The organism is Pseudomonas sp. RIT623, assembly GCF_004519305.1.
GTDB lineage: Bacteria > Pseudomonadota > Gammaproteobacteria > Pseudomonadales > Pseudomonadaceae > Aquipseudomonas.
Genome location: NZ_SOZA01000001.1, coordinates 86,475 through 102,567, shown reverse-complemented (window position 1 = coordinate 102,567; position 16,093 = coordinate 86,475). Strand labels below are relative to the sequence as shown.

Here is a 16,093-nt window from a genome sequence, read left to right as displayed (position 1 = left end):
GAAAGCAAGGGGCCGCTGTGCGGCCCATCGCTACAAAGTACCCGATCCCTGTAGGAGCCGGCTTGCCGGCGATGGGCTGCACAGCAGCCCCTATAGGGTTTAGCGCGAAGCCAGCAGCGTTTTGCCGCGAGCCACCGCCGCGCGCACCTGCGCCGGCGCAGTACCACCGATGTGGTTACGGGCGTTGACCGAACCTTCCAGGGTCAGCACGGCGAACACGTCCTGCTCGATCTGGTCGCTGAACTGGCGCAGTTCGTCCAGGCTCATCTCGGCCAGGTCCTTGCCACTGTCCACGCCGTATTTCACGGCATGGCCGACGATCTCGTGGCAATCACGGAACGGCAGGCCGCGGCGCACCAGGTAGTCGGCCAGGTCCGTGGCGGTGGAGAAACCGCGCAGGGCCGCTTCGCGCATGATGGCGTGCTTGGGCTTGATCGCCGGGATCATGTCGGCGAAGGCGCGCAGCGAGTCGCGCAGGGTGTCGGCGGCATCGAACAGCGGCTCTTTATCTTCCTGGTTGTCCTTGTTGTAGGCCAGCGGCTGGCCTTTCATCAGGGTCAGCAGGCCGGTCAAGGCGCCGAACACGCGGCCGCTCTTGCCACGCACCAGCTCGGGCACGTCCGGGTTCTTCTTCTGCGGCATGATCGAGCTGCCGGTGCAGAAGCGGTCGGGCAGGTCGATGAACTGGAACTGCGCGCTGGTCCACAGCACCAGCTCTTCGGAGAACCGCGACAGGTGCATCATCGCGATGCTTGCGGCGGCGCAGAATTCGATGGCGAAGTCACGGTCCGAGACACCGTCCAGCGAGTTGCCGGCCACGGCCTCGAAGCCCAGCAGCTTGCAGGTCAGCTCGCGGTCGATCGGGTAGGTGGTGCCGGCTAGTGCGGCGCTGCCCAGGGGCATGCGGTTGGCGCGCTTGCGGCAGTCGACCAGGCGCTCGTAGTCGCGGCTGAGCATTTCGAACCAGGCCAGCAGGTGGTGGCCGAAGGTAACCGGCTGGGCGGTCTGCAGGTGGGTGAAGCCGGGCATGATGGTCTCGGCTTCGCGTTCGGCCTGCTCCAGCAGGCCTTTTTGCAGGCGGGTGATCTCGGCCAGGATCAGGTCGATCTCGTCACGCAGCCACAGGCGGATGTCAGTGGCCACCTGGTCGTTGCGGCTGCGCCCGGTGTGCAGCTTCTTGCCAGTGATGCCGATGCGGTCGGTCAGGCGCGCCTCGATGTTCATGTGCACGTCCTCGAGGTCGACGCGCCAGTCGAAGGTGCCAGCCTCGATTTCGCCCTGGATGGTCTTCAGGCCGTCGATGATCGTGTCGCGTTCGGCGTCGCTGAGCACGCCGACCTGCGCCAGCATGGTGGCGTGGGCGATCGAACCCATGATGTCGTGGCGGTACAGGCGCTTGTCGAAATCGACCGAGGCGGTGAAGCGGGCGACGAAGGCGTCGACGGGCTCACTGAAGCGGCCGCCCCAGGACTGATTGGTCTTGTCGGTGCTCATGGATTCACTCGTTGAAGGGGTGAACGGAAAAAGTGCCGCGATCATAGCAGGGTTGCGCCCGCCACCGCAGGGGGCGCTGGTCGTGAGAAACGTCCCAGGGCCGGGGGTGCGGCATATTCAACGATTGAACGGCAGTGTTCCACGGACCGTCTACAGTTGGACAGAGGACTGGCGGTGAATCTGCCGGCCCAGTGAATCTTTGGCCTTCGCACCGGTCTGTAGCGTGACCGCATTTCGGTCATCCCACACTTGTCTACGCTATACCCGTGCGAGACTCACTCAGGAATCCAGCGCAATTATGAATGTCCTGATCGTTGATGATGAACCCCAGGCCCGCGAGCGCTTGAGCCGGCTGCTCGGCGAGCTGGAGGGCTATACCGTGATGGAACCCAGCGCCACCAACGGCGAGGAGGCCCTGGCGCTGATCGAAAGCCTCAAGCCCGACGTGGTGCTGCTGGATATCGGCATGCCTGGCCTGGACGGCCTGCAGGTCGCCGCGCGCCTGTGCGAACGCGAAGCGCCGCCGGCGGTGGTGTTCTGCACCGGCGATGACGAATACGGCAGCCAGGCCTTCAAGGACAGCACCCTCAGCCATGTCGACAAACCCATCCAGCCCCAGGCCCTGCGCGACGCGCTGCGCCGCGCCGAGAAACCCAACCGGGCGCAACTGGCGGCCTTGACCCGCCCGGCCAGCGACGCCGGGGGTGGCCCGCGCAGCCATATCAGCGCCCGTACCCGCAAGGGCATCGAGCTGATCCCGCTGCCCCAGGTGATCTATTTCATTGCCGACCACAAGTACGTCACCCTGCGCCACGAGGCCGGCGAGGTGCTGCTCGACGAACCGCTCAAGGCGCTGGAAGACGAGTTCGGCGAGCGCTTTGTACGCATCCACCGCAACGCGCTGGTCGCCCGCGAGCGCATCGAGCGCCTGCAGCGCACGCCGTTGGGGCATTTCCAGCTTTACCTGAAGGGGCTCGACGGCGATGCCCTGACGGTAAGCCGGCGGCATGTGGCAGGCGTGCGCAAGATGATGCAGGCCCTGCACTGACTTACCTTCGACAGTCTGGGAGCGGGTTTGCCCGGCGGCTAAAGCTCGCTCCACGTGGCGCTTTGCTGATCTGAATCTGCGGGTACACCGGGAGGAGCTGTTATCATCGGCGGTATTTCTCTGGTTCGGTGCGCTCCATGTCCACTCGCGAAATCCGCATTGCCACCCGTAAAAGTGCCCTGGCCCTGTGGCAGGCCGAATATGTCAAAGCCCGCCTGGAGCAGGCCCACCCCGGCATCCAGGTGACCCTGGTGCCCATGGTCAGCCGCGGCGACAAGCTGCTCGACGCGCCGCTGGCGAAGATCGGCGGCAAGGGCCTGTTCGTCAAGGAACTGGAAACCGCGCTGCTGGACAACGAGGCCGACATCGCCGTGCACTCGATGAAGGACGTGCCCATGGACTTCCCCGAAGGCCTGGGCCTGTACTGCATCTGTGAACGTGAAGACCCACGCGATGCCTTTGTTTCCAACACCTTCGCCAGCCTCGAAGCCCTGCCGGCCGGCAGCATCGTCGGTACCTCCAGCCTGCGTCGCCAGGCCCAGTTGCTGGCACGCCGCCCGGACCTGAAAATCCAGTTCCTGCGCGGCAACGTCAACACCCGCCTGGCCAAGCTCGATGCCGGCGAGTACGACGCCATCATCCTCGCCGCCGCCGGCCTGATTCGCCTGGGCTTCGAAGAGCGCATCACCTCCACCATCAGTGTCGACGACAGCCTGCCGGCCGGTGGCCAGGGCGCCGTGGGCATCGAGTGCCGCAGCGCCGACCGCGAGATCCATGCGCTGCTGGCGCCGCTGCACCACGTCGACACCGCCGACCGGGTGATCGCCGAGCGTGCCCTGAACAAGCGCCTGAATGGCGGCTGCCAGGTGCCGATTGCCTGCTACGCAGTGCTCGAAGGCGATCAACTGTGGCTGCGTGGCCTGGTCGGGCAACCGTCCGGTGGCACGCTGTTGGTGGCTGACGCCCGGGCGCCACGTGCTGGCGCCGAAGCCCTGGGGGTGCAGGTCGCCGAGGCCCTGCTTGGCCAGGGCGCCGCGGCGATCCTCCAGGAAGTCTATGGCGAGGCCGGCCACCCGTGAGCCCCTGGCGCCTGCTGCTGACCCGCCCCGAAGAGGACTGCGCGGCACTGGCGCAGACCCTGGCAGAGGCGGGCATCGCCAGCGCGAGCTTGCCTTTGCTGACCATCGAGGCCCTCGAACAGGGCCCGGCGCAACGGCTGGGCCTGCAGGCCGTCAGTCAGGCGCGGGCGATCATCGTGGTGAGCAAGCCGGCAGCGCGCCTGTTGCTCGAGGCCCTGGACCGCGCGGGCATCGCAGCGCCGCGCACAGGGTGGTTCACGGTGGGCGAGGCTACGGCACGCGTGCTGCAACAACGTGGGCTTTTGGTGACTTTCCCTACAGCCGGTGACGACAGCGAGGCCTTGCTTTGCCTGCCTGCCCTGCGCGAGGCTGCCAGCTTTCCTACAGCCCGTGTCGTGATTGTCCGTGGCGAGGGAGGTCGCGAACTGCTGGCCGAGCGTCTTGCCGAGCTAGGTGCTAGTGTCGATTATCTGGAACTGTATCGGCGCAACCTGCCGCATTATCCGCCTGGCACCCTGGTGCAGCGCATCGTTGGGGAACGCCTCAACGGCCTGGTGGTCAGCAGTGGGCAGGGGCTTGAACACCTGCGCCAGTTGGCGGGCGTGGATTGGCCAAGGCTGTCGCGCCTGCCGTTGTTCGTGCCCAGCCCGCGTGTGGCCGATCAGGCCCGCGCCCTGGGCGCTCGAGAAATTGTGGATTGCCGTGGCGCCAGTGCCGCGGCCTTGCTGGCAGCTGTGCAGCGAACCGCTGCGCCTGCCCCTTAAGGCGCTAAGCTTCACAGCGATGCGCACCCTGCAAAGGATGGATACGTGAGCGAAACTGTCTTGTCCAACACCGAACAGCCCAAGGCGTCCGAAGCGCCGAACACCACTACCGCCACGCCCGCCCGACGCTCCGGCAGCGGCTTGGCGCTGCTTGCGCTGCTGCTGGGCGCCGCCGGGGTCGCGGTTGGCGGCTGGGGCGCCTGGCAGGTGCGGCAGCTGCAAGGCAGCGAGCAAGGCCAGGGCGAGCACCTGCAAGCCTTGAATCAACGCGCTGACGCCTTGCAGCAGCGTGAGCAGCAGCTAACTGCGCAACTGGCCAGCCTGCCGGCGGCCAGCGAGCTGGAAGACCGTCGGCGCCTGGTGGCGCAACTGCAGGGCGACCAGCAGCGCCTGAGCCAGCGCCTGGAGACCGCGCTTGGCGAAAGCCGCAAGGAGTGGCGCCTGGCCGAGGCCGAGCATCTGCTGCGCCTGGCGACCCTGCGCCTGTCGGCGCTGCAGGACATCGCCAGCGCCAGGGCGCTGGTCGAAGGCGCCGATGAAATCCTCCGCGAGCAAAGCGACCCAGGCGCCTTCGCCGCCCGTGAGCAGCTGGCGCGCAGCCTGGCCACGCTCTCCAGCACCCAGCAGCCGGACCGCACCGGGCTGTTCCTCAAGCTGGCCGCCCAGCGCGAGCAGGTCCAGAAGCTCAGTGCCCAGTCGCCGGAGTTCGACGGCAAGGCCGATGCCCTGGGCGCGCTGACGGCCGATGGCGACGGCGCCAGCCGCTGGTCGCAGTGGTGGGCCGAGATATCCAAGTACTTCCAGATCGAATTCAACGCCGACGACAATGTGCGCCCGTTGCTGTCCGGGCAGTCGCTCAACCAGCTGCGCCTGGCGCTGAGCCTGACCATCGAGCAGGCCCAGTGGGCGGCGCTCAACGGTGAGGCCAAGGTGTATGCCCAGGCCCTGGACGATGCGCGCAGCGTGCTGCTGGCCAACTTCAACGCGGACAACCCGCAGAGCAAGGCCATGCTCGACAGCCTCAACCAGTTGGCCGAACAACCGGTGTCGGTGGTCACGCCTGACTTGAGCGAAAGCCTGGCCGCGGTGCAGGCCTATATCCAGCGGCGGCACCAGCCGGTCAGCGCCGAGGGGGCCAAGCCATGAAACGTGTCTACCTGCTGGCGGTGCTGGCGATCGTGATCGCCGCGGCACTGGGCATCGCCATCGCCAAGCACAGCGGCTATGTGCTGATCGCCTATGGCGGTTTCCGTTACCAGTCGGGGCTATGGGCCGCGCTGGGCGCATTGGCCGGGTTGGTGGTGCTGCTGTTGGTGCTGCGCTACCTGGTCGGTCTGGTGCTGACCTCAAGCGGTGTGGTCAATCCATGGTCGCGGCGCAATCGCAGCCGGCGGACCCGCATCGCCGTCGAGCAAGGGCAGTTGGATCTGGCCGAGGGCCGCTGGGCAAGCGCTCAACGGCATCTGCAACGGGCCGCCGAGTCCGCCCGCCAGCCCCTGCTGTATTACCTTGGCGCCGCCCGCGCGGCCAACGAACAGGGCCGTGTCGATGACCGCGACAATCTGCTCGAGCGCGCCCTGGAGCGCCAGCCCCAGGCCGAGTTGGCCATTGCCTTGACCCACGCCCAGTTGCAAATGGACCGTGGCGAGAACGACGGTGCGCTCGAAGCCCTGCAGGCCATGCAGGAGCGTCACCCGCACAATGCCCAGGTGCTGCGGCTGTTGCAGCGCCTGCACCTGGAGCGCGGCGATTGGCCGGCGCTGATTCGCCTGCTGCCAGACCTGCGCAAGCACAAGGTGCTGCCGCCGGCCGAGCTGGCAGATCTGGAGCAGCGTGCCTGGGGCCAGAACCTGGGCCTGGCGGCCAGCCGTGGCGAGGACCTGCAGACTGCCCGCCAGGCACTGGAGCGGGCCTGGCAGCAACTGACGGCGGCCCAGCGCCAAGAGCCCCAGCTGGTGTCGGCGTATGCCGAGCAATTGCGTCAGAGCGGTGCCCAAGGCGAGGCCGAACAGGTGCTGCGGGCCGCGCTCAAGCGCGGCTACGAAAGCCATCTGGCGCGTTTGTATGGCCTGGTGCGCGGCGATGACCCGGCGCGCCAGTTGCAGGTTGCCGAGGGTTGGCTCAAAGAACACCCGCAAGACCCAAGCCTGTTGTTGACCCTGGGGCGCCTGAGTTTGCAGAACCGTCTGTGGGGCAAGGCACGCGACTACCTGGAGAGCAGCCTGCGCCTGGAGCGCAACCCGGAGGCCTGTGCGGAGCTGGCGCGGTTGTTGGCCGGGCTGGGCGAAACGGAGCGCAGCAACCAGCTGTTCCAGGAAGGCCTTGGGTTGTTGGACGAGCGCCTGCTGGCCTTGCCCTTGCCGGAAGGCGTGCGGGCCTGACCGCCCGCCGTTCGCACTTCTTGTAGGAGCCAGCCTTGCTGGCGAACCAGGCGCCGCTTTGCCGGTGTTCGCCGGCAAGGCTGATGCCCTTGGCGCACGTTTCCAACGCGCTAATGCCGTGCTGTTGACTGCATCTGCCTCCTTGTCAGAACTTTCCTGCCTGCCACAGAATCAATTCTGAGCCCATTCAGCGACTTGTCCCCGCTGTAGCGCCTTGATACAAAGCGCACCTTTCCTCTACCGTTTTCACCATCCTCCCTGACTCGCGGACACCCCTTGCCCATGTCGCTGGCCTGCTTGCGCAGCTTTTACCTTCCCGCCTTCCTGATTGCCCTGGGGGTGCTGGTCGCCTCGTTCCGGCTCGAATCGGTGGTTGGCCTGATTCCCTGCGCGCTGTGTTTCAGTCAGCGTCTGATGCTCGGCCTGTATGCCTTGGCCAGCCTGGCGGCGTTGCTGCACGCCCCCCGCTCATGGGCCAAGCGCGGCTATGCCTGGCTGACCCTGGCCACCGCCGTGGCCGGGGCGTTGCTGGCGGGGCGGCATGTCTGGCTGCAGAGCGACCCATCGCCCATCGCCGGTTGCCACCTGCCGCTGGAGCAGCTCATGCAGCGGCCCCTGGGCGAGATCCTGCGCATGTTCGTGTTGGGCAGTCCCGATTGCGTCTCCATCAGTTGGAGCTTCCTCGACCTGACCTTGCCCGAATGGAGCCTGCTGGCCTTTTTGCTGCTGGCCGCGCTGCCCGCGTCCTGGCTGGTGGCGTATCGATTCCGCAAGGGCGCGCTGCGTTGACCCAGGGCAATGCCCGTGGCGTTGTTCGACCAGTGGTGCAGGCGAAAGGGATTAAACGCTTGTATGAACTTTGTCTGCTGCGTACCTTGATGGGCAGGTCGCGCGGGCATAATCTCCCAGCACGCCCACCGAAAATACAACTGCTCGATGCCGTTTGCTGATGTCACCTTTGTGCCACGGTATTGTGTCGCGAGGTGCAGCGGCATCCACCCAGAAGGGATGAGATTGCCATGCTCGATAGTTGCCAGAACGCCCAGGAACGCTGGGGCGGAGTTCACAAGCTGATCGATCGTTGGCTGGAGGAGCGCCAGGACCTGGTGCAAGCCTTCCGCGCCCTGCGCGATGCAAAGCCGGCGTTTGCCGACAAAGAGAAGAACCGCGATTTCTGCGCGGTGCTGGTGGACTATGTCTCGGCCTGGCATTTCGAAGTCAGCGAGCAATTGGTCAGTGAAGCCAAGGCATTTGGTGATACCGGTGCGTTGGAACTGGCAAAGCAGATCAACCCACGCATCGATGACAGCACCCAGATCGCCCTGGCTTTCAATGATCATTGCGAGAAAGGCGAGTGCAGGGATACCGAGCGTTTTGCCGAGAAGCTGGCCAAGCTCGGCGGCCTGCTGCACGAGCGCTTCGAACTGGAAGATTGCCTGATCGAGGTGTTGCACAACGCCCACAAGCAAGAAGACGCGGTGCAGGCCTGATTCAGTCGGCCACGTCCAGCAGCTCGATTTCGAACACCAGAGGGGTATAGGGCGCGATCAGGTCGCCCGCCCCGTCGGCGCCATAGGCTTTGGCCGATGGCACCACCAAGCGCCATTTCGCCCCGGCCTTCATCTTCGGCAACGCCACCTGCCAGCCTTCGATCACCGAGTCGAGCTTGAACCATTGCGGTTGCAGGTTCTGGTCGAACACCGTGCCGTCCGGCAGGCGTCCCACATAGCGTACCTGCACCCTGCCGCTGGCCTTGGGCTGGGCGCCCGTGCCGCTGGCCAGCTCGCTGTAGAGAATGCCGTCGGCCAGCTCGTGGACGCCGTTGCGGGCGCGTTCGCCGGCGAGGAAGCGTTTCTCCTCGGTCAGTAGCTTGTTCACCTGCGCCTGTTCGGCGGCGGCATTGGCCTGTTCTTCATGCTGCGCGAGGATGGCCTGCATGCGCGACTTGGCGATACGCGGTGGCTCACCTTGATACGCCTGGCGCAGGCCCTCCACCAGGGCCTCGAGCTGTAGCCCAGGCACTTCCTGGCGCAGCCGTTCGCCCAGACTGCTACCCAGGCTGTAGGCCAGGTCAGCGTCATTGGCGGGTGGGTTATCGGTGCTGGCCAGGCACAGCGCAGGCACCAGGCACAGGCCGAAAATCAGAGAGCGATGCATGGAAGACTCCTGCGGCAATGAGCGCGAAGTATGCCAGCCTTGTCGCTGAAAGATGTGTAAATATCGGCAACACATTAACGGGCAACTACACTTGCTTGCAGCTGCAAGACAACAACTTTGCCCAGGCATGCAACGCGGCGCTACCGAGACGGTCAACATGCCCTAGCGGCGGTAGCAGCAGAAGCATAGTATGAGCCGCACTCTCGTCAGCCAGGAGGTAAACCATGTCGGCCAAAAAGAAGCCAGTAAGTACGCCGTTGCACCTGCTCCAGCAACTTTCGGGCAGCCTGCTCGAACATTTGGAAGATGCCTGCTCCCAAGCGCTGGCGGATGCCGAGAAACTATTGGCCAAGTTGGAAAAACAACGTGGCAAGGCGCAGGAGAAACTGCACAACGCCCGCTTGAAGTTGCAGGACGCGGCCAAGGCGGGTAAAGCCAAGGCGCAGGGCAAGGCGAAAAAAGCCGCGGGCGAACTTGAAGATTTGCTCGACTCGCTCAAGGATCGCCAGACCCAGACCCGCACTTATATTCAGCAACTCAAGCGCGATGCCCAGGAAAGCCTGAAACTGGCCCAGGGTGTCGGCAAGGTGCGCGAGGCCGCGGCCAAGGCACTGGACTCGCGTGCGGCAGCACCGAAAGCCGCCGCCAAGCCTGCGGCGAAAACCACCGCGGCCAAACCGGCAGCAAAACCAGCTGGCAAGCCAGCCGCCAAGGCGCCGGCTCGGGCTGCTGCTGCCAAGCCAGCGGCTAAACCCGCTGCGGCCAAGGCCCCGGCCAGAACTGCCGCCGCCAAGCCTGCCGCTGCCAAGGCCCCGGCCAGAGCCGCTGCGACCAAGCCTGTCGCTGCCAAGGCGCCGGCGAAAACCGCCGCAGCCAAACCCGCCGCCAAGCCAGCGGCTAAACCAGCCGCTGCCAAGCCTGCCGCCGCCAAGGCCCCGGCGAAAACCGCAGCGGTCAAACCCGCGGCCAAGCCAGCTGCCAAGGCTCCGGTGAAAGCTGCGGCGACCAAACCTGCTGCCACCAAAGCGCCAGCCAAACCGGCCGCCAAGCCTGCTGCCGCCAGGACGCGGTCCAGGCCCGCCGCCGCCAAGCCGGTTGCCAGCAAACCCGCTGACAGCAAACCTGCCACTGCGGCCAACGGCGCCTCCCCGGCGTCGGCAACCAGCGTGGCAGCGCCAGCAGCAACTGCCACCCCGGCTCAGTCGCCGACTTCGGCGTCCTGAAGCTCACGGGCCGCGACGCGCAGCTGATGCAGCGCGTCGTGGTTCCGGGCCTGGTCCGGCGCCAGTCGGGCCAGCCAATCCTGCCCAGCGTCCGCTGTCGCAGGCCATTCCCGCGCCAGCGCCTCCAGGCGTTCCAGCAAGGCGCGCTCAGCCTGTAGTTCCAGGTCCTTGACCTGTTCACGCAACACGCTCAACCGCGGGTCGGCCAGCGCGTGCTCGCGCCACTGCTGGCGTAGCGTGCGCAGCGGCGCAACCACGTCGCGTTGCCAGGGGCCGGCCAAGGCCTGCAAGGCGGCCGTTCGTTGCTCGTCGGCGGCCACGCCACGGGCCTGCAGCCAGGTGGCGCAGAGCAACAGGCAGACATCGCCGCCCAGTTCCTGAAGGGCCAGGCTGGCCGCTTCGACACCCGGTCGGGCGTACAGGGTCAGGGCGTGATTCCACAGGTCGGTGTGCATGGTTTCACTCGCGCCAGGGGTCGGCGAAGCTGGTAGACTCCGCGACCATCATGATCAGACTATCGAACCTCACTTTACAGCGTGGTCCACAGCGCCTGCTAGAAGGCGCTGAGATGACCCTGCACACCGGTCACAAGGCCGGCCTGATCGGCGCCAACGGCGCCGGCAAATCCAGCCTGTTCGCCCTGCTGCGCGGTGAGCTGTCGCCCGATGCCGGCGACTGCCAGCTGCCCGGTGACTGGCGCATCGCCCACATGCGCCAGGAGGTCGACACACTCGAGCGTATCGCCGTGGACTACGTGCTCGACGGCGATGTGCGCCTGCGCAAGGTTCAGGCCGAACTCGCCGCCGCCGAGCAGGCCCACGACGGCACCGCCCTGGCTCGCCTGCACAGTGAGCTGGACAGCGCCGACGGCTACACCGCCGATGCCCGCGCGCGCAAGCTGCTGGCGGGCCTTGGTTTCAGCAACGAGCAGATGGACCGCCGGGTCGGCGACTTCTCCGGTGGCTGGCGAATGCGTCTGAACCTGGCGCAGGCCTTGATGTGCCCGTCCGACCTGCTGCTGCTCGACGAGCCCACCAACCACCTGGACCTCGATGCCATCCTCTGGCTCGAGGACTGGCTCAAGGGCTACCCGGGCACGCTGTTGCTGATCTCCCACGACCGCGACTTCCTCGATGCCGTGGTCGACCATGTGCTGCATGTCGAGCAGCGCAAGCTCAATCTCTACAAGGGCGGCTACAGCGCCTTCGAGCGCACCCGCGCCGAACGCCTGGCACAGCAGCAGCAGGCGTACGAGAAGCAGCAGGCGCAGCGCGCGCACATGGAAAAGTACATCGCCCGCTTCAAGGCCCAGGCCACCAAGGCGCGCCAGGCGCAAAGCCGGATCAAGGCCCTGGAGCGCATGGAGGAGCTATCGGCGGCCCATGTCGACTCGCCATTCGACTTCGTCTTCCGCGAGTCGGAGAAAATCTCCAGCCCGCTGCTCGATCTCGCCGAAGGCCGCCTGGGTTACGGCGACAAGGCGATCCTCGAGAAGGTCAAGCTGCAACTGGCGCCCGGTGCGCGCATCGGCCTGCTCGGCCCCAACGGCGCGGGCAAGTCGACCCTGATCAAGAACCTCGCCGGCGAGTTGCAGCCGCTCTCCGGGCGCCTGGTGCGCGGCGAGAACCTCGCCGTCGGCTACTTCGCCCAGCACCAGCTCGATTCGCTGGACGACAAGGCCAGCCCGCTGCTGCACTTGCAGCGCATCGCGCAGAGCGAGCGAGAGCAGACCCTGCGTGACTTCCTTGGTGGCTTCGACTTCCACGGTAATCGCGTCGACGAGCCGGTGGTCAACTTCTCTGGCGGCGAAAAGGCTCGCCTGGCCCTGGCGCTGATTGCCTGGGAACGGCCTAACCTGCTGCTGCTGGACGAGCCGACCAACCACCTCGATCTGGAGATGCGCCTGGCGTTGACCATGGCCCTGCAGGAGTTCGCCGGTGCAGTGGTGGTGGTGTCCCACGACCGTCACCTGCTCAAGAGCACCACCGACGATTTCCTGCTGGTGGCCGAGGGTAAGGTCGACACCTTCGACGGCGACCTCGACGATTACAGCCGCTGGCTGATCGAGTACCGTCAGCGCAACGCGCCGGTCACCACTACTTCGGTCAACCCGGACAAAACCGACAAGAAAGCCCAGCGCCAGGCCGCCGCCGCCCTGCGTCAGCAGTTGGCGCCGCACAAGAAGGCCGCCGACAAACTCGAGGCCGAGCTCAACCAAGTGCACCAGCAACTGGCCGAGATCGAGACCGCCCTTGGCGACAGCGGGTTGTACGAGGCCTCGCGCAAGGATGAGCTGCGCGACCTGCTGGCCCGCCAGACCAAGCTCAAGCAACGCGAAGGCGAGCTTGAGGAAGCCTGGATGGAAGCCTTGGAAACGCTGGAAAGCATGCAGGCCGAACTCGAGGCGCTGTCCTGATGGAGGAGCTGCGCTCGCTGTTGCCGGGGCAATGGATGGACTCGATGTGGCTGGGGTTGCAGATTCTGCTGATCCTGATCGCAGCGTTCGTCCTGCAGCGCATGGTCGCTCGCGGGTTGAGAAGCCTGGGCGAACGCTACCCGTTGCCGCACGAGCTGATGGTGCCGGTGCGCGGCGCCCTGCGCTGGCTGATCATGGGCAGCGCGCTGCTGTTCGTGCTCGAGCGCCTGGGCGTCTCGGCCACGGTGCTGTGGACCGCGCTGTCGGGTTTCGTCGCGGTGGCGGCGGTGGCGTTCTTCGCTATCTGGAGCGTGCTGTCCAACCTGCTGTGCGCGGTGTTGATCTTCACCGTCGGGCCGTTTCGTATCGGCGATGTGGTCGAGCTGGTCGATACCCTCGACAAGCCGGGGGTGAAGGGCCGGGTGATCGCCATCAACCTGCTGTACACCACGCTGATGGAAACACCAGAGGCCGGTGGCGCGCTGGTGCAGGTGCCCAACAGCCAGTTCTTCCAGAAGGCCGTGCGCCGCTGGCGTGGGGCCGAGGCGGCGGTCATGCTGCAGGACTCACCGGCCCTCGACGACTGATCGTTGCAAGCGCAAAAACCGCTGGTTATTTTTTCGCCATCGCCGTAGCTTAACGTTTTGCAAAAGTTGTTCGAGCGAGGTGTGCGATGTCGATGGAAACGTGGTTGGCGTTCTTTGCCGCGTGCTGGGTGATCAGCCTGTCGCCGGGCGCCGGGGCAATCGCCTCGATGTCCAGTGGGCTGCAGTACGGTTTTTGGCGTGGCTACTGGAACGCCCTGGGCCTGCAGCTAGGCCTGATCGTGCAGATCGCCATCATTGCCGCCGGTGTGGGCGCTATCCTCGCCGCCTCGGCCACGGCCTTCCAGGTCATCAAGTGGTTCGGCGTTGCCTACCTGGTCTACCTCGCCTACAAACAGTGGCGCGCGCTGCCGATGGACATGAGCGACGAGTCCGGCGTGCGGCCGATCGGCAAGCCGCTGAGCCTGGTGTTCCGTGGTTTCCTGGTCAACGTCAGCAACCCCAAGGCGCTGGTGTTCATGCTTGCGGTGCTGCCGCAGTTCATCAACCCGCACCAGGCGTTGCTGCCCCAGTACGTGGCGATCACCGTGACCATGATCAGCGTCGACATGCTGGTGATGGCGGGTTACACCGGCCTGGCTTCGCGGGTGCTGCGCCTGTTGCGTACGCCGAAGCAGCAGAAGCGCTTGAACCGCACCTTTGCCGGGCTGTTCATCGGTGCCGCGACCTTCCTGGCCACCCTGCGTCGGGCACCGATCTGAACTTCATACTGTTCCTCCTGTAGGAGCCAGCTTGCTGGCGAATGGCCCTGTTCGCCAGCAAGCTGGCTCCTACAGGGGATCGTGTGGCCTCAACGTTGTTTGTCCACCAACCCCCTGAGCAGGTCCAGCGGCAACGGGAAGACGATGGTCGAGCTCTTGTCCCCGGCGATACTGCCCAGCGTCTGCATGTAGCGCAGTTGCATCGCTCCAGGTTCCTTGCCCAGCATCTGCGCGGCCTGCATCAGCTTTTCCGAGGCCTGCAACTCGCCCTCGGCATGGATCACCTTGGCCCGCCGTTCGCGCTCGGCCTCGGCCTGGCGGGCGATGGCGCGGACCATCGACTCGTTGAGGTCGACATGCTTGATCTCGACGTTGGCCACCTTGATGCCCCAGGCGTCAGTCTGCGCATCCAGCACTTCACGAATGTCCATGTTCAACTGCTCGCGCTCGGCCAGCAGTTCGTCCAGCTCGTGCTTGCCGAGCACGGCGCGCAGGGTGGTCTGGGCCAGCTGGCTGGTGGCAGTGAGGAAGTCCTCGACCTGGATGATCGCCTTCTGTGGGTCGAGCACGCGAAAGTACAGCACCGCGTTGACCTTGACCGAGACGTTGTCGCGGGTGATCACGTCCTGGGGCGGCACATCGAGCACCACGGTGCGCAGGTCGACACGGACCATCTGCTGGATGCCGGGGATCAGGATGATCAGCCCCGGGCCCTTGACCTGCCAGAAGCGCCCGAGCTGGAACACCACGCCGCGCTCGTACTCGCGCAGGATGCGCAGCGCCGAGAGCAGCAGTATGGCCAGCAGCACCAGCACGGCGCTGAAACCGAATTGCATGAACATCGTCTATTCTCCTTGCGCCGTGGGCGCAGTGGCGCTGACCTCCAGGGTCACGCCATGACGGGCCGTCACCCGCACGTGCTGGCCAGGTTGCAGCGGTGTCGCGCACTGCACCTGCCATTGTTCGCCCTGGGCCTGTACCGAGCCGCAGAACGGGTTGTCGGTGCGCACCTGCGTCACCGTGACCAGGCTGCCCAGCAATCCGGCATCACCGCTGACCAAGGCGCGCCGCCGCGCCTTCAGTGCCATGCCCAGCACGCCGCCGAGCAACAGCGCCGAGAGCACCGCCAGGCTGATGATCAGCGCCAGCGGAATGCCGAAGCCGGGGGCGTCGGTGTCCATCAGGATCACCGCCCCGACGACGAAGGCGACGATACCGCCGAAGCCGACCACGCCGAAGCTGGGCAGGAAAGCCTCGGCGACCATGAACGCCACCCCGAGCAGGATCAACGCCACCCCGGCATGGCTCACCGGCAACAGTTGCAGGGCATACAGCGCCAGCAGCAGGCAGATGCCACCGACCACGCCGCCGACCCCGGAGCCCGGGTTCATGAATTCGAACAACAGGCCGTACACGCCGATCATGATCAGGATCAGCGCCACGCTGGGGTTGGTGATCACTGCGAGCAGGCGGGTGCGCCAGTCTGGCAGGTGTTCGGTCACGCTGGCCGCATGGGTGAGCAGTTGCACGGGCTGGCCCGCGACGAGCAGTGACTTGCCATCGAGCTGGCGCAGCAGGTCGGGAAGGTCAGCGGCGACCAGGTCGATTACCTTTAACCGCTGGGCTTCGCTGGCTGACAGGCTGACGGCCTCGCGCACGGCCTTCTCCGCCCAGTCGGCGTTGCGCCCGCGCAGCTGGGCCAGGCCGCGGATGTAGGCGGCGGCGTCATTGACCTGTTTACGTGCCAGCGTGCCTTCTTCGCTGTTCGTGGCGGGTTGGTCATCTTTGCCGGGGGCGCCGATCTGGACTGGCGTCGCGGCGCCGAGGTTGGTCCCCGGTGCCATGGCCGCGACGTGACTGGCATAGAGTATGTAGGTGCCAGCGCTAGCCGCCCTGGCGCCACCCGGGGCGACGTAGGTGGCCACCGGCACGGGGCTGGCGAGGATGGCCTTGATGATCTGGCGCATGGCGCTGTCCAGCCCGCCGGGGGTGTCGAGGCGGATCACCACCAGTTGCGCCTGCTGCTCGCGTGCCTGCTCCAGGCCGCGCAGCAGGTAGTCGGCGCTGGCCGGGCCGATGGCGTCGTCGACACTGAGCAGCCAGACGCTGCCGGCGGGCGCGGCCTGCCCGCCCGGCGCCAGGCCAAGCATCAGCAGCAACAGCAACACACGCCAGCCGTGAGCGATCACCTGTCGTCACCTCGTGCGGACCTGTTCCTGAAGTTT

The 16,093-nt window shown here is 66.0% G+C and carries 16 protein-coding genes; 11 read left to right on the top strand and 5 right to left on the bottom strand.

Features of this window, described 5'->3' with window-relative positions; genetic code table 11:
- Window positions 1–99 precede the first annotated feature (99 nt).
- A complete protein-coding gene (argH, locus tag E3U47_RS00455; protein ID WP_134688980.1) occupies window positions 100–1,494 on the bottom strand; it encodes an argininosuccinate lyase in 1,395 nt (464 codons plus the stop codon).
- Between the two features lie 298 nt (window positions 1,495–1,792).
- Here argH and E3U47_RS00450 point away from each other — a divergent pair, with 298 nt between their 5' ends.
- The 7 genes from E3U47_RS00450 to rsd all read left to right on the top strand — a co-directional run bounded on the left by E3U47_RS00450 (window position 1,793) and on the right by rsd (window position 8,256).
- Window positions 1,793–2,542 carry a LytTR family DNA-binding domain-containing protein gene (locus E3U47_RS00450; protein WP_134688979.1) on the top strand — a complete coding sequence of 250 codons (750 nt, stop codon included), beginning with the start codon at window positions 1,793–1,795 and terminating at the stop codon, window positions 2,540–2,542.
- 137 nt (window positions 2,543–2,679) lie between these two features.
- A complete protein-coding gene (gene hemC, locus E3U47_RS00445; RefSeq protein WP_134688978.1) occupies window positions 2,680–3,621 on the top strand; it encodes a hydroxymethylbilane synthase in 942 nt (313 codons plus the stop codon).
- Complete coding sequence (locus tag E3U47_RS25160; protein WP_256660209.1) at window positions 3,618–4,385, top strand: uroporphyrinogen-III synthase; 768 nt, start codon at window positions 3,618–3,620, stop codon at window positions 4,383–4,385. Before hemC ends, E3U47_RS25160 begins: the two co-directional genes overlap by 4 nt.
- A 45-nt stretch (window positions 4,386–4,430) precedes the next feature.
- The gene (locus E3U47_RS25155) at window positions 4,431–5,531 is read left to right on the top strand and encodes a uroporphyrinogen-III C-methyltransferase (protein ID WP_256660208.1); all 1,101 of its coding nucleotides are present in this window, start codon (window positions 4,431–4,433) and stop codon (window positions 5,529–5,531) included.
- The gene (locus tag E3U47_RS00435) at window positions 5,528–6,766 is read left to right on the top strand and encodes a heme biosynthesis HemY N-terminal domain-containing protein (RefSeq protein ID WP_134688977.1); all 1,239 of its coding nucleotides are present in this window, start codon (window positions 5,528–5,530) and stop codon (window positions 6,764–6,766) included. The genes E3U47_RS25155 and E3U47_RS00435 overlap by 4 nt, the downstream gene beginning before the upstream one ends.
- A 282-nt stretch (window positions 6,767–7,048) precedes the next feature.
- Window positions 7,049–7,555: a disulfide bond formation protein B gene (locus E3U47_RS00430; RefSeq protein WP_134688976.1), complete on the top strand. Its 507-nt coding sequence runs from the start codon at window positions 7,049–7,051 to the stop codon at window positions 7,553–7,555.
- A gap of 230 nt (window positions 7,556–7,785) precedes the next feature.
- Window positions 7,786–8,256, top strand: a complete 471-nt coding sequence (gene rsd, locus E3U47_RS00425; RefSeq protein ID WP_134688975.1) for a sigma D regulator — start codon at window positions 7,786–7,788, stop codon at window positions 8,254–8,256.
- Window position 8,257: 1 nt separating this feature from the next.
- Here the strand turns inward: rsd and E3U47_RS00420 are convergent, their stop codons facing one another.
- On the bottom strand, window positions 8,258–8,923 hold the full coding sequence (locus tag E3U47_RS00420) for an FKBP-type peptidyl-prolyl cis-trans isomerase (protein WP_134688974.1): 666 nt from the start codon (window positions 8,921–8,923) through the stop codon (window positions 8,258–8,260).
- A gap of 224 nt (window positions 8,924–9,147) precedes the next feature.
- Here E3U47_RS00420 and E3U47_RS00415 point away from each other — a divergent pair, with 224 nt between their 5' ends.
- Window positions 9,148–10,146 carry an AlgP family protein gene (locus E3U47_RS00415; RefSeq protein ID WP_134688973.1) on the top strand — a complete coding sequence of 333 codons (999 nt, stop codon included), beginning with the start codon at window positions 9,148–9,150 and terminating at the stop codon, window positions 10,144–10,146.
- On the opposite strand, the gene E3U47_RS00410 is transcribed toward E3U47_RS00415, so the two are convergent.
- Window positions 10,122–10,601, bottom strand: coding sequence for a TIGR02444 family protein (locus E3U47_RS00410; RefSeq protein ID WP_134688972.1), 480 nt, complete (start codon window positions 10,599–10,601; stop codon window positions 10,122–10,124). The genes E3U47_RS00415 and E3U47_RS00410 overlap by 25 nt on opposite strands.
- 50 nt (window positions 10,602–10,651) lie before the next feature.
- On the opposite strand from E3U47_RS00410, the gene E3U47_RS00405 reads away from it, so the two are divergent.
- The 3 genes from E3U47_RS00405 (at window position 10,652) to E3U47_RS00395 (ending at window position 13,868) form a co-directional block, all read left to right on the top strand.
- Window positions 10,652–12,562 (top strand): ATP-binding cassette domain-containing protein, encoded by a 1,911-nt coding sequence (locus E3U47_RS00405; RefSeq protein WP_134688971.1) that lies wholly within the window; start codon window positions 10,652–10,654, stop codon window positions 12,560–12,562.
- The gene (locus E3U47_RS00400) at window positions 12,562–13,149 is read left to right on the top strand and encodes a mechanosensitive ion channel family protein (RefSeq protein ID WP_134688970.1); all 588 of its coding nucleotides are present in this window, start codon (window positions 12,562–12,564) and stop codon (window positions 13,147–13,149) included. The genes E3U47_RS00405 and E3U47_RS00400 overlap by 1 nt, the downstream gene beginning before the upstream one ends.
- Before the next feature lie 86 nt (window positions 13,150–13,235).
- A complete protein-coding gene (locus tag E3U47_RS00395; protein ID WP_134688969.1) occupies window positions 13,236–13,868 on the top strand; it encodes a LysE family transporter in 633 nt (210 codons plus the stop codon).
- Between the two features lie 89 nt (window positions 13,869–13,957).
- Here the strand turns inward: E3U47_RS00395 and E3U47_RS00390 are convergent, their stop codons facing one another.
- On the bottom strand, window positions 13,958–14,710 hold the full coding sequence (locus tag E3U47_RS00390) for a slipin family protein (RefSeq protein ID WP_134688968.1): 753 nt from the start codon (window positions 14,708–14,710) through the stop codon (window positions 13,958–13,960).
- 3 nt (window positions 14,711–14,713) lie between these two features.
- Complete coding sequence (locus tag E3U47_RS00385) at window positions 14,714–16,057, bottom strand: nodulation protein NfeD (RefSeq protein WP_134688967.1); 1,344 nt, start codon at window positions 16,055–16,057, stop codon at window positions 14,714–14,716.
- Window positions 16,058–16,093 lie beyond the last annotated feature (36 nt).

Excerpts from the sequence above, each read along its gene's own strand:
- rsd (WP_134688975.1), top strand. The coding sequence starts at position 7,786 with ATGCTCGATAGTTGCCAGAACGCCCAGGAACGCTGGGGCGGAGTTCAC.
- hemC (WP_134688978.1), top strand. The coding sequence starts at position 2,680 with ATGTCCACTCGCGAAATCCGCATTGCCACCCGTAAAAGTGCCCTGGCC.
- E3U47_RS00435 (WP_134688977.1), top strand. The coding sequence starts at position 5,528 with ATGAAACGTGTCTACCTGCTGGCGGTGCTGGCGATCGTGATCGCCGCG.
- E3U47_RS00400 (WP_134688970.1), top strand. The coding sequence starts at position 12,562 with ATGGAGGAGCTGCGCTCGCTGTTGCCGGGGCAATGGATGGACTCGATG.
- E3U47_RS00430 (WP_134688976.1), top strand. The coding sequence starts at position 7,049 with ATGTCGCTGGCCTGCTTGCGCAGCTTTTACCTTCCCGCCTTCCTGATT.
- E3U47_RS00390 (WP_134688968.1), bottom strand. The coding sequence starts at position 14,710 with ATGTTCATGCAATTCGGTTTCAGCGCCGTGCTGGTGCTGCTGGCCATA.
- E3U47_RS00450 (WP_134688979.1), top strand. The coding sequence starts at position 1,793 with ATGAATGTCCTGATCGTTGATGATGAACCCCAGGCCCGCGAGCGCTTG.
- E3U47_RS00395 (WP_134688969.1), top strand. The coding sequence starts at position 13,236 with ATGTCGATGGAAACGTGGTTGGCGTTCTTTGCCGCGTGCTGGGTGATC.
- argH (WP_134688980.1), bottom strand. The coding sequence starts at position 1,494 with ATGAGCACCGACAAGACCAATCAGTCCTGGGGCGGCCGCTTCAGTGAG.
- E3U47_RS00410 (WP_134688972.1), bottom strand. The coding sequence starts at position 10,601 with ATGCACACCGACCTGTGGAATCACGCCCTGACCCTGTACGCCCGACCG.
- E3U47_RS00405 (WP_134688971.1), top strand. The coding sequence starts at position 10,652 with ATGATCAGACTATCGAACCTCACTTTACAGCGTGGTCCACAGCGCCTG.
- E3U47_RS00420 (WP_134688974.1), bottom strand. The coding sequence starts at position 8,923 with ATGCATCGCTCTCTGATTTTCGGCCTGTGCCTGGTGCCTGCGCTGTGC.
- E3U47_RS00415 (WP_134688973.1), top strand. The coding sequence starts at position 9,148 with ATGTCGGCCAAAAAGAAGCCAGTAAGTACGCCGTTGCACCTGCTCCAG.